This is a genomic window from Prevotella heparinolytica, assembly GCF_002998535.1.
GTDB lineage: Bacteria > Bacteroidota > Bacteroidia > Bacteroidales > Bacteroidaceae > Bacteroides > Bacteroides heparinolyticus.
Genome location: NZ_CP027234.1, coordinates 1,873,240 through 1,885,568, shown reverse-complemented (window position 1 = coordinate 1,885,568; position 12,329 = coordinate 1,873,240). Strand labels below are relative to the sequence as shown.

The 12,329-nt window shown below is 58.6% G+C and carries 11 protein-coding genes; all 11 read left to right on the top strand.

Annotated features, from left to right (window positions below):
- The first annotated feature begins 31 nt into the window (after nt 1–31).
- On the top strand, nt 32–919 hold the full coding sequence (locus C3V43_RS07770) for an ABC transporter ATP-binding protein (protein WP_106069312.1): 888 nt from the start codon (nt 32–34) through the stop codon (nt 917–919).
- A gap of 7 nt (nt 920–926) precedes the next feature.
- Nucleotides 927–1,595, top strand: coding sequence for a hypothetical protein (locus tag C3V43_RS07765; RefSeq protein WP_106069311.1), 669 nt, complete (start codon nt 927–929; stop codon nt 1,593–1,595).
- A 36-nt stretch (nt 1,596–1,631) separates the two neighbouring features.
- Nucleotides 1,632–2,666, top strand: coding sequence for a DUF4857 domain-containing protein (locus C3V43_RS07760; RefSeq protein ID WP_106069310.1), 1,035 nt, complete (start codon nt 1,632–1,634; stop codon nt 2,664–2,666).
- Nucleotides 2,667–2,817: 151 nt separating this feature from the next.
- On the top strand, nt 2,818–3,903 hold the full coding sequence (locus C3V43_RS15060) for a tyrosine-type recombinase/integrase (RefSeq protein ID WP_106041397.1): 1,086 nt from the start codon (nt 2,818–2,820) through the stop codon (nt 3,901–3,903).
- A 297-nt stretch (nt 3,904–4,200) separates the two neighbouring features.
- A complete protein-coding gene (locus C3V43_RS15045) occupies nt 4,201–4,326 on the top strand; it encodes a hypothetical protein (RefSeq protein WP_262494709.1) in 126 nt (41 codons plus the stop codon).
- 16 nt (nt 4,327–4,342) lie between these two features.
- Complete coding sequence (locus C3V43_RS07750; RefSeq protein ID WP_106069309.1) at nt 4,343–5,584, top strand: DUF3575 domain-containing protein; 1,242 nt, start codon at nt 4,343–4,345, stop codon at nt 5,582–5,584.
- Nucleotides 5,581–6,621 carry a DUF5119 domain-containing protein gene (locus C3V43_RS07745; protein ID WP_106069308.1) on the top strand — a complete coding sequence of 347 codons (1,041 nt, stop codon included), beginning with the start codon at nt 5,581–5,583 and terminating at the stop codon, nt 6,619–6,621. The genes C3V43_RS07750 and C3V43_RS07745 overlap by 4 nt, the downstream gene beginning before the upstream one ends.
- A gap of 191 nt (nt 6,622–6,812) precedes the next feature.
- Nucleotides 6,813–7,916, top strand: coding sequence for a fimbrillin family protein (locus C3V43_RS07740; RefSeq protein WP_106069307.1), 1,104 nt, complete (start codon nt 6,813–6,815; stop codon nt 7,914–7,916).
- Nucleotides 7,917–8,122: 206 nt separating this feature from the next.
- On the top strand, nt 8,123–10,909 hold the full coding sequence (locus C3V43_RS07735; RefSeq protein WP_129588739.1) for a fimbrillin family protein: 2,787 nt from the start codon (nt 8,123–8,125) through the stop codon (nt 10,907–10,909).
- A gap of 416 nt (nt 10,910–11,325) precedes the next feature.
- Nucleotides 11,326–11,865, top strand: coding sequence for an HU family DNA-binding protein (locus tag C3V43_RS07730; RefSeq protein ID WP_106069305.1), 540 nt, complete (start codon nt 11,326–11,328; stop codon nt 11,863–11,865).
- A 186-nt stretch (nt 11,866–12,051) separates the two neighbouring features.
- Nucleotides 12,052–12,327, top strand: a complete 276-nt coding sequence (locus C3V43_RS07725) for a hypothetical protein (protein ID WP_106041407.1) — start codon at nt 12,052–12,054, stop codon at nt 12,325–12,327.
- Nucleotides 12,328–12,329: the final 2 nt, after the last annotated feature.

The window sequence follows — 12,329 nt, the reverse complement described above, 5'->3', positions numbered from 1 at the left end:
ATCATCATCACTAACTTTACTATAAAAATCAATGGGGAATATCATTGAATGCAATAACCTGACGCACTACTACGGCAAACGGTTGATATACGAGAATCTCAGCTTCAGCGTCCCGCAAGGGCGCATATTGGGGCTGCTGGGGAAAAACGGAACAGGGAAAACCACCACCATCAACATCCTGAGCGGTTACCTGACACCCCGTTCGGGCCGGTGCTCCATCTTCGGACAGGACATTCGGACGCTGGAGCCGGCCTTGCGTCGAAACATCGGATTGCTCATCGAGGGACATGTGCAATACCAGTTCATGACCATCCGCGAGATAGAACGCTTCTACGCCGCCTTCTATCCGGGACAGTGGCGGAAGGAGGCCTACTACGACCTGATGAACAAGCTGAAAGTGGCGCCCAAGCAGCGCATCTCGCGCATGTCGTGCGGACAGCGCTCGCAAGTGGCGCTGGGTCTGATTTTGGCACAGAATCCGGAGCTGCTGGTACTGGACGACTTCTCGCTGGGACTCGATCCCGGCTATCGCCGCCTCTTCGTGGACTACCTGCGCGACTATGCCCGCTCGGAGAACAAAACCGTCTTCCTGACCTCGCACATCATCCAAGACATGGAACGCCTGATAGACGACTGCATTATCATGGACTACGGCAGCATCTTGATTCAGCAACCCGTCAGGGAACTGCTCGACACGATACGCCGCTACACCTGCACCGTGCCCGAGGGCTACACCCTGCCGAAGGACGCGGACTTTTATCATCCGGCCGTCATACGCAACACGCTGGAGACATACTCGTTCCTCACTCCGCAAGAGGTGGAAGACCGATTCTCCTCCCTGCAAGTGCCCTATAATCAACTGAAATGTGAAACCGTAAATCTGGAAGACGCCTTCATCGGCCTCACCGGGAAATATTAAGAAAGAAATGAACGCCATATTTTATAAAGAATGGATTAAAACACGCTGGTATCTGTTGCTGGCCTTTGCCGTAAGCACGGGCTTTGCCGGATATTCCATGCTGCGCATAAACCGTGTGGCTGAACTTAAAGGAGCCGCCCACGTATGGGAAGTGATGCTGATGCGTGATGCCATCTTCGTGGACTTGCTGCAATACATCCCCCTGTTGGCGGGCATACTGCTGGCATTAGTGCAGTTCGTCCCCGAAATGTATCACAAATGCCTGAAGTTGACACTGCACCTGCCCTATCCGCAACTGAAGATGGTGAACCTCATGCTGCTTTACGGATTGGCCGCATTGGCGTCCTGTTTCTTCCTGAACTACCTGCTGATGTTCGTCTATCTGCAACGGATACTGGCTCCCGAACTGTACATGCGCATACTGTTGACGGCCGCCACTTGGTATGCGGCAGGTTTTTGCGCCTACCTGCTCATGGCATGGATTTGTCTGGAACCTACATGGAAACGGCGGGTGTTCAATCTGGTGGTGACGGTGCTGCTGCTCCGCATCTTCTTCCTCTCCTCCGAGCCCGAGGCATACAACGGCTTTCTGACGTGGCTTGTCGTCTACAGCCTGCTGTGCGTCAGCCTCTCGTGGATTTCCGTCCTGCGCTTCAAGGCGGGCAGGCAAGACTGACCTCGTCCCATTCAATCATTAAAGCATAACAAAGAGATGAAACGTTTTAGTCAACTATTCCTATGCGTTACGGTGGTACTGTTGCTCCTCTGGCAACTGCCGTGGTGCTACGCATTCTTCGCCTCCAAGCCTTCGCGCACGCCTTTCGCCCTATACAGTTGCGTGATTGGCGACTTCCTCTCCATCGGTTACGACGAGGCCACCGGCATGATACGGCGCGATCGCTCGGGCAACAATTATACGCAGGAACAGACAGACAGCATCCTGCCCCTGTTCTACGTCCGGCAACTGATGGCCGACGAGCGCTTCCCCGACACTCTGAAGGGGGTGCCCGTCACACCGCGCGAGGTGCAGCGCACCAACTTCAACTTCCGTGTATCGGCGTCGGAAGTCAATACCGCCGTCGTCCCCTTGTATCCGTTGTTGGAGAGCATGTCGAAGCGGGTGGACCTGGCCATGCCGGATGATGTATTCCGCATCACCCCGAGAGGCATTGAGTTCGTTGTGATGGACAGTAACAGCGTGGACAAGGCGAAGAGCGCGAAGTTTACGGAGGCGCTCGTGAAGAAAGGCTTCCGCTTTCCCGCCTCTCGTATAGCCGGCAACCCAAACCCTCGGAAAGAATACGATGAAGGATACCTCATTCTGGACGATGAGGGCAAGCTGTTCCACCTGAAGCAGGTTCGGGGCCGTCCCTACGTGCGCGCCATCCCCCTGCCCGAAGGACTGCACGCCAAATACCTTTTCATCACGGAGTTCTCCGACCGCAAGACACTGGGATACCTCACCGATGCCGACCATTCCTTCTACGTATTGATGAACAAGACCTACGAAGTGATAAAGACCGGACTGCCCTCCTACAATCCGGAGACGGACAAGCTCACCATCTTCGGCAATATGTTCGACTGGACGGTTTGCGTCGTGACGCCCGAGGCGGAAGAATACTATGCGCTGTCTGCCGACGACTTCTCGCTCATCGACTCGATGCGCATCCCGATCTCCGACGGCCCGATGCCCGGACTGCACTTCACCTCGTACACGGATAAGTACGTCAAGCCGCACTTCTTCTGACAAGCACTGCTTGCTTGTTCTCCATAAGATACAACGTTTCCCTGAAAGGGCGATGGATGCCGAAAGCTCACACTCACTTTCGCTGTTGCATATCGCCCGTGTAAGGGAAACGTTTATTTTTGTCTGCATAATCACTTAAACCAATCGAGAGATGATCTATTTTTTACCAAGTTTTAGGCAGGCGGGCCATACAATTGAGCCCGGCATAGAGCAACCTGCCGGGAAAAAACGGAAGCCGGTTCCGATGCTTTCCGTTTGTGCCGAGCAGGCACCCCGTGGCGTAAGTCGTTCCACGGCGGAAAATTACCGTACGGCAGTGCGCTCCTTCATCCGCTTCTGCGGCAACACAGATGTCCCCGTATCGGCGCTCAACGCCGACAATGTGCGCCGCTACGAGCGTTGGCTGCAAGACCGTGGCGTATGCCCCAACACCTCCTCGTGCTACATGCGCTCCTTGCGCGCCATCCACAACAAAGCGGCCTCGAAGCGGCTCGTGAAAGACAGGAAGCCCTTCAAGGGCGTGTTCACGGGCAACTCTCCCACGGTGAAGCGCGGCATCACCACAGGGGAGTTGCGCAGGCTCAAAAGCCTCTCCCCCGCAGGAGGCGGGGCAGAGGCCGGGGAAGCCGGGAGGAAGCGGACAGCCGTGGAGGCTGCGGCCCTGGACTTCTTCCTCTTCTCGTTCTACGCCATGGGCATGCCCTTCGCGGACCTGGCCGGCCTCCGGCGTCCGCAGGTCAGGGACGGGGTGCTTACCTACCGGCGGCGCAAGACCGGCCGGCAGGTCAGGGTGACGCTGGAACCCTGCATGCTCGACATACTGGACAAGTATGCGACGCGGGAGTCGGACTACCTCTTTCCCATATTATATAAGATGAAAGGCGGTGAGAAAGACCGGACGAAAGGCGGTGATACGGACAAGGGGAAAGACGGCGGTAAGGGCAGGACGAAACGTGGAAATCCTGTGGAAGTCTCCTACTCCTCGGCGCTGAACCGCTACAACCGCGCGCTCAAGACCCTTGCCCGTGAGGCGGGAATAGCGGTGAACCTGACCTCCTACGTCGCCCGCCACTCCTGGGCGAGCATCGCCTACGAGGGGAACGTCGACCTGCCCGTCATCTCCAAGGCATTGGGGCATACCGACACCAAGACGACACTCATATACATCGGGGAGATAAACGACACGCGGCCGGCATCGGCCAACCGCAAACTGCTGGAAGAGGTTTTCCCGTCCTGAAAGGAATTGCCATATCCCGGGGGATAGCCCCCTTTCCACACCTCTTGGCAAGAGGTGTGACCCCTCCCGTAACTGCCTGCAAATAAAAGGCTTTTATTTAATATATACAAATATTTGTGAGAAAAAATGCATCCCCGCCCCGTGCAAACGACTGCACCGTGATGTTTACAACCCCAGGTCCGGCCCTCCTGCCGCAAGAGGCCGGAACCTGCCGGCCGTCCCGCCTTTCCTTCCCTTTCCCCCGAGTGGAAATTTCCTTATGCCTTTTCCCGTCCCCCACACCTCTTGCCAAGAGGTGTGACTCCCGGAACACCTGCCCGAAGCCGCCCCGACAAGGACATGACAGGTCCCCGGACAAGCGGACGGGCGGGCGGACGGACAGCCGGTACGGTTACCCGTCCGAGAGATGAAAAAGATGTATAACCCTTATTCACAGGCAATGAAAAGACCCTTCCTCCTCCTGCTTTTCCTGCTTTCCCTGGGGCATTCCCGGGGACAGGAATCCGACTTCCGCCGCGGCACGGATTCCGTGCGCGTCTATTTCCGTCAGGGCGAATCGCGCCTCGACCCCTATTTCCGTGAGAACGGCGCGCGCGTTCGCGCCTTCACCGAACGTTTCAGTGCCCTGCTCCGGGACCCCTCGCGGCGCATACGGGGCCTGCGGGTCACCGCAGGCGCCTCCCCCGAGGGAAGCACGGCATTGAACCAGCGTCTCTCCGAGCGGAGGGCCGAGGCCATCCGGCAGCTGGTCTCCGGCTACTTCCCCCATGAGTTCGGGTGGCTCTCCACCGTGCCCAAGGGCGTGGACTGGCAGGGACTGGAAAAGCTCGTGCAGGCGGACGAGTACATGCCCTACCGCTACGAGGTGCTCGACATCCTGCGCTACACCCCCGAGTGGATTACTCGCGAGGGCAAGGTGGCCGACGGCCGCAAGCGCCGTCTGGCCATGGCGGGCGGGGGCTACGCCTGGCGCTACATGGAGAGCCGCTTCTTCCCCGAGCTGCGCGCCTCCACCCTGCACGTGTGGTACGAGACAGAGGAGGCGCAACAGGCCGTGAAGGACACCGTCTACATCCTCCCGCCCGAACAGGCTGAGGCCGTACCAGCGCCGCAGGATCGCAGACCTTTCTACATGGCGCTGAAGACCAACCTGCTCTATGACGCCCTGGTCGTTCCCAACATCGGGCTGGAGTTCTACTTGGGCCGCGGCTGGTCGGTAGCCGGCAACTGGATGTACACCTGGTTCAAGAGCGACAGCCGCCACCGTTACCACCGCATCTATGGCGGCGACCTGGAGGTGCGCCGCTGGCTGAGCTACGGCAAGAAGCCGCTGACCGGGCACCACATAGGGCTTTACGGCCAGCTGCTGACCTACGACTTAGAGTGGGGCGGCAAGGGCTATCTGGGCGACCGCTGGAGCTACGGGGGCGGCATCGCCTACGGCTACTCCGCCCCCATCGGACGCAGGCTGAACCTCGACTTCAGCATCGGCATCGGCTACTTGGGCGGCGAATACTTCGAGTACATCCCCAAGGGATGGTGCGAGACCCACCGGAAAGAGTGCTACCTGTGGCAGGCCACCCGGCAGCGCCGCTGGTTCGGCCCCACCAAGGCCGAGGTGTCGCTGGTATGGCTGCTGGGACATGATAACGTAAACACGAAGAAAGGAGGCAAACGATGAAAACCGAGAATATGATGAAAACCGGAAGACACCCGTTCACGTCCCGCCCGCTGCGGGCCTTCGGCGCCGTGGGCGCGCTGACACTCTGCGCGGCCCTGATTGTCGCACTCATCACCGGCACACTCTCATCCTGCGACCACAAGACCTTCTGCGACCCCGAGCCGGCCGTGTCGAAGGTGCATGTCGTCTTCGACTGGCGCAAGGCTCCCGGAGCGGCCGTCACCGGCATGAGCCTCTACCTTTATCCCGAAAGCGGTGGCGAGATGCTGCGCTACGACTTCGACAACGCCCTGGGCGGCGTGGTGGAGATCCCTCCCGGCAACTACCGGGCCCTGTTCCTGAACAACGACACGGAGACCACGCTGCTGCGCGGCACCGACGCGTACGGTACCTTCGAGGCCTACACCCGTCCCGCCTACCTGCTCGAGCCGCTTGGCATACAGAGCAGCCCGGCGGAGGCCAACCCCACGGGCGAGGAGGTGGCACTGCCCACAGACCCCGTATGGGGCGGCCGGGACGGAGCTGTGGAGGTGCCCGCGGCAAAGGCCGTCGGCGAGGGGGCATACGACCATCAGCTGACGTTCTACCCCGAGCGGGAGACCTCGCGCTACACGGTGGAGGTGCGTAACGCCGAGAACCTGCGCTACGTGTCGGCCCTGAGCTTCTCCTTGTCGGGGCTGTCGGGCAGCATGGCCCTGGCTTCCGACGCCCGCTCGCCGCTACGCACCACCATCCCCTTCGAGGGGCGCACCAACGCCGACGCCGGCACCGCCACGGGCCATTTCCACGCCTTCGGCCTTCCGTCCTCGGGCAACAAGCTGCGCACGCTGGTGATATACGTCATCATGACGGACGGCAGCAAGCAGTTCTACTCGTTCGACGTGAGCGGCCAGGTGAACGACGCCCCCGACCCCCTGAACGTGCGTATAGTGATAGACGGGCTGAAGCTGCCGCACCCCATAGTGGAGCCGGGAGGGGGAGGTTTCCAACCCTCTGTGGACGACTGGGTGGGCGAGACGATAGAGATGGAAATGTAGTCAGCGTTCAGCGGGACGTTAGACGTAAGACGTTAGAAATTAGACTTTAGACGTCAGGCTTCAGGGATCGGACGCTGGACGTAAGAGATATGTGATGTGGTTCTCTATTATATGAATTAAGACCATCGGTCATTGATTGTTTTATCTTTATTAATTAACCCTTTTATTAATCATTTAAAATTAACAAGAACATGAAAAAGAATGTATTGTTTTTAGCTGCGGGCCTGCTGGCGTTCGCCTCCTGCTCGCAGGACGAGACCACGGGTCTGGACAAGGGCGGCGCCATCAAGTTCCGCCCCAACGTGGGCAACGTGACGCGCGGCCCCATCATCACCACGAGCAACATCGCGGCCTTCAAGGTGAGCGCGTCTATCGCGGCCGCCCCCGCCAACTTCTTCACCGACCTGCAGGTGAACAAGGCCGGTACCGTGTGGAACACCGCTCAGACCTATTACTGGCCCGGCACGGGCACGCTGCGCTTCTTCGCCTATGCTCCGGTGGACGTGACCACCGTGGCCATAACCCCCGGGGCGCAGACCATCAACAACTTCTCGCCGACGGCCGCCGTAGCCTCCCAGAAAGACGTGGTAGTGGCCTACAATACCGGCACGAAGGCCGCCAACGAGGCGAGCGGCGTGGCGCTGACCTTCAAGCACATCCTCTCGCAGATCGAGGTGAAGGCCGAGATGGACGCCGCCGCCGTTACGAACTATGAGATTAAGGTATTGGGCACGAAACTGGGACGCATCCCATCCACGGCGAACTTCACCTTCCCCGCCTCGGTGGTAACGGGTACGCTGCCGCAAAGCCAGTGGTCCGCCGCCGCCACTCCGGCGGACTACGGCACGATGCTGGACGCCGCCGCCACACTGACGGCCGCCGCTCAGAAAGTCACCAAGGACAACTTCCTGATGATTCCGCAGCAGCTGACCAAGTGGACGGGAGGAAACACGGCCGACGGCGCCTACATCGCCGTGCTTTGCCAGATCTCGAGCAAGAACGGGGGAAACACCACGCAGATCTTCCCCAAGGTGTCGGGCAAGTACGCCTACGCCGCCGTGCCGGTGAACACCAACTGGCTGCCGGGCAAGAAGTACACCTACAAGCTGAAGTTCTTGGGCAGCGGCGGCGCCGGACACGTAGATCCGAACCAGACCAACCCGGACGATCCGAGCGACCCGAACGTGGACACCACGCAGAACAACGGCGGTGACCCCGTATTGGGCGGTGCCATCAAGTTCACCGTGACGGTTGAGGACTGGGACGAGCTGGCCGAGGAGGAAATAAGCCTGTAAGAGCCTGTAAGAGGATGCCCGCCACGGGCATATGACCCACATCGACAGGACGGCGGGGGTTGGACCGGCCCGGGACAAGCGGCCGGGGAGGGCGCAGGCCCTCCGTCCCCCGGCGTCCACAAAGCCTGAAGCCTCTCCCCGGTCCCCTCCCACATAGGGAGGGGGGAGAGAATCACTTTCAACTAATCACCAATCGTTAAATAATTATGAGAACTATGAGATTTATTCGCCCGGTCACGACCTCCCGGCTGCTGTCGGGCGTTGTGCTTGCGCTTCTGTCCGCGCTGCTGTTTGCGGCCTGCTCGGACGAGGAAGACGGCGGAGGCCTGCGGGGCAGGACCATCGGGTTTGAAATGACCGCACCGCAAGGGGCGGAGGAGACCGGTACGAAAGGAGCCGCCACCCGGGCGGCGGCCGACACCCTGCCACGGGTGGAGATAACCGCCATTGAGGGAACCACCGACGAAGAGGGAAGACAGCTGTACCTGCACACGCTCACGGAAGAGGACATGGCGGCAGATGACGCAAGGGAGGCCGATGCCGGCGTTGCCGGGGAAAGCGGCGGCGCAACCACCAAGGCGGCACCGGTGACTACCGCCACCATGCACGCCGACGCCACGGTGTTCGCCGCCGTGTACCCGTCCGCCGACACGTGGAACAACACCGTTGCCCCTAACTACTTCTTCGACACGCAGGTGAAGAAGTCGGAAAGCTGGGCGACGACCTACTACTGGCCGGGCACGAACAAGCGGGTGGCGTTTTTCGCCTACGCCCCTCACCACTGCGCGGGCGTTACCCTGACCACGGGCATCGCCACGCCCGGAGCACCGGCATTCAGCTACACCGTTCCGGCGGCCGTGGCCGCCCAGACCGACCTGCTGACGGCCTCGTCGGTGGACGTGGCGGGCGTGCTGCATGCGCCGGCGCCGCTGACATTCAGGCACGCGCTGACGGCCGTGCGCTTCGAGACGGGCAACCCGCTCCTGCCGGGGACGGTGACCAAGATAACCCTCAAGGGGGTGTACGGTACGGCGACGCACCGCATAGGGGAAAGCACATGGAGCGGGTACTCGGGCACAAAGGATTTCGCGCAGACGCTTGCCGTGGTGACGCCCGACCCTAATGTGGCGGGAACGGAGATTACACAGCCGTCGGCCACGTTCATGATGCTGCCGCAGACGCTGCCCGCGAATGCGAAGATAGAGGTGGTCTACACCGACAAGCTGACGAACATGCAGCGCACGCTCACGGCAAGCATAGCCGGTAAGGTGTGGGGCATGGGCAAGACTGTGACATACCGCATCAGCACAAACAGCATCGTGGTGACGCCTATACTGACGGTGACGCCCCCGGCGGACTTTGAGTACACGGGCGGCATGAAAGGCTACACGGTGACAAGCTACCTGGAGGTGACACGCCCGGGAGACCCGACAAAGACCGTACCTGCCCCGTGGACGGTGGAGTACTCCACGGACAACGGGCTGAACTGGAGCAATACTAGACCGGCGTGGCTCATGTCCTTCACCGAAAGCGGCGCGGGCGGAACCTCGCCCTCTACATACACCGCCACCGTGGCGGCACAGGTGAACAGCGCCTCGGCCAACCCGCACACCGAAGCACTGAAGAATGCCTCACCGGTGAACGACGGGACAAACACCAACATATACGACCTCTCCACCCACGACGGGCAAGGAAACATCGCCCCCATGCGTACGGCCAACTGCTACATAGTGAACGCCGCCGGGAGGTATAAATTGCCGCTGGTGTACGGAAATGCCGTGGATTACGTCAAGGTGCCCGGCACGGGCAACAACACTTCCGCTTACACATCTACGGCAAGCGGAGGCAATGTGCTGAAGCCGTTTATCAACCACCGAGGAGCAGGTATTACCTCCCCGTATATTTACAACAATGCAAACTGCACTCCCGATAACTGCACGCTCATCTGGCAGGACGAGCCGAACCTTGTTACGAACGTGGCCCTCTCTTCCGACGGGCACTACCTCGAGTTTACTGTGGGGCAGGCCACCATTCACCAAGGCAACGCCGTGGTGGCGGTGCGCAACGCATCGAACACCGTGCTGTGGAGCTGGCACATCTGGGTGACGGACTACAAGCCCGGAACAACGGGAACAGCCACACCCGACAAGGAAATAACCAACCACCAGGGTAAACATTATAAGATTATGACCGTCAACCTCGGTTGGTGCGACGGAAAGGAGGAGGAGACCTACGCCGAACGCACCGTACAAGTACGCTTCAAGCAGAAGCCTACGGCAGGATACACGCCGGCGGCGACACAAACCATCACAGTGAAACAGAAAGCGCATACCATTGCGGAACTTGGGAACAATACCTACTTCCAGTGGGGACGCAAAGACCCGTTCGTGGGGGGTATACTCGACGGCTCCACAATGAAGAATAAGACATGGTATGATGCATTGGGGACATCCCACACCGACGAGCTTCCTCCGACAAGCAACTTCTCATACAATAATGCCTGCATCACCTCAGGCATCACCCGGCCTAACACGTACTGTACGAATTATTACATGGATTATAAATACGCCAACCTCTGGAGTGCAAACAACACCATTTATACAAATAACGACAACCCTGTTGTAAAGACCATCTACGACCCTTGCCCCGCAGGCTACAAAATGCCTCCGGGCAATGTTTACACCGGTTTTACTACAACGGGACAATACGCGGGCTACTCGTCACAATTCAATGTGCAAGGACCTTGGGACAACGGTTGGAACTTCTATTGCGACCCAAGTAAGACCCAAACCGTCTTTTTCCCTGCGTCGGGCTATCGGGCCAGCAATTCCGCAGTGCCCATCTTCGTGGGGAGCTACGGCTACTGTTGGACGGCGGGGCCGAGCTCCACGTACTACGGGAGGTACCTGCACTTCTGCCTGGGCTACGTGCACCCGCTGAGCAGCAACGTATTTCGGAGCAACGGCTACGGGGTGAGGGCGGCCCAAGAATAAAGGGAGCGAAGCGACCGCGTCAATTATTATTTGTAAGGATTATTCTGCTATCGTGCAATCTGAGGTAACAAGCAAATTTATCGGTGTATGCCGTCTGAAGAAGAGAGTTATCTCATAAACAGGATGCTCCGATGATACGGAAATAACAACTTTATATGTGCGTATTATGCTGACAATGAAACATATACAAACCCGGTTGCGGTATGCGTATCTACCTGCCCGTGACATACGTATCTCAATGGTCACGACATACGTATCTCATGAGGCACGACATACGTGTCTCGTCATGCACGACATACGTATGTCACCGCCAACGACATACGTATGTCATCGCGGGGTATGAACCGAAGAAAGAGAGTCATCCGAAAGGATGTAGTATATTTTTATTAACCATTTAACAAATAGGAGATCGAACTATGAGTGTAAATTACAAATTAGTGCAGAAGAAAAATCCGCAAAAGAAAAGCGAACCTGCCAAATGGTATGCCACGCCCAACAGCGCAAAACCGTTGGCGCAGAAAGCCCTGACCCGTGCCGCCACGGAGAACACCACCACGGCGCCCATCGAGATGGAGGCGGCCATGGAGCTGCTGGCAGCCTTTATCCCGCAACAGCTTCAGCAGGGGCACACGGTGAACGTGCCCGGTATGGGTACATTCCGCCTCACCTTCAAGAGTGAGGGCGTGGAAGACATCGACAAGTTCAATGCCGGGCAGATGATAAAATCGCCCCGCATCGTCTTCACCCCCGCCAAAGAACTGCGTGAGAGAACTCTGCAAGGCATCAGCTATGAGAACGGCGGCGTACTGGAAAACAAAATCAACTATGCCTCGCTGGCCGACTACCGCAAAGCGAAAGGGATTCCCGAACCTACGCCCGGCGGCACAGGCGGTAGCGGCACGGGCGGCGGTACTCCCGGCGGCTCGGGCGGCCAAGGAGAGAATCCGCTTGGTTAGCGGTTGTTAGCGGTTAGTGGTTAGTTGTCAGTGGTGAGCGATTAGTGAGTGGTGAGTGAAAAACAGAAAGCACTCATCACTTACCGCTCACCACTTATCACTCACTGCTCATCACTCATCGTTAACCGTTCATCACTCATCACCCATCGTTAACCGCTCATCGACTAACCGTTAAACACTACTACCATGGCCCCCTATCGAACTATCAAAAGAATACGTGCGGCGAAATTCCGCAAGAGTTGCCTGATAAACATCGACATGACGGGCGAGGCATTCACGGCCTATGACCGCTCGGCCTTGATATTGCACGCCATATATCCGCAACTGCCCCTCCGACATGTGGTTTGCGGAGATGGACAGAAGCATCCGATGGTGACGGACATCCCACAGAAAATCATCCTCGAGGTGTGCCGCAGATACCGGTTAGTGGATGCGACGGCGAGGCTGATAAATGGGGGTTAGGA

Coding starts and splice junctions, on each gene's coding strand:
- C3V43_RS07750 (WP_106069309.1), top strand. CDS start 4,343: ATGAAAAGACCCTTCCTCCTCCTGCTTTTCCTGCTTTCCCTGGGGCAT.
- C3V43_RS07765 (WP_106069311.1), top strand. CDS start 927: ATGAACGCCATATTTTATAAAGAATGGATTAAAACACGCTGGTATCTG.
- C3V43_RS07730 (WP_106069305.1), top strand. CDS start 11,326: ATGAGTGTAAATTACAAATTAGTGCAGAAGAAAAATCCGCAAAAGAAA.
- C3V43_RS07745 (WP_106069308.1), top strand. CDS start 5,581: ATGAAAACCGAGAATATGATGAAAACCGGAAGACACCCGTTCACGTCC.
- C3V43_RS07725 (WP_106041407.1), top strand. CDS start 12,052: ATGGCCCCCTATCGAACTATCAAAAGAATACGTGCGGCGAAATTCCGC.
- C3V43_RS07770 (WP_106069312.1), top strand. CDS start 32: ATGGGGAATATCATTGAATGCAATAACCTGACGCACTACTACGGCAAA.
- C3V43_RS07740 (WP_106069307.1), top strand. CDS start 6,813: ATGAAAAAGAATGTATTGTTTTTAGCTGCGGGCCTGCTGGCGTTCGCC.
- C3V43_RS15060 (WP_106041397.1), top strand. CDS start 2,818: ATGATCTATTTTTTACCAAGTTTTAGGCAGGCGGGCCATACAATTGAG.
- C3V43_RS07735 (WP_129588739.1), top strand. CDS start 8,123: ATGAGAACTATGAGATTTATTCGCCCGGTCACGACCTCCCGGCTGCTG.
- C3V43_RS07760 (WP_106069310.1), top strand. CDS start 1,632: ATGAAACGTTTTAGTCAACTATTCCTATGCGTTACGGTGGTACTGTTG.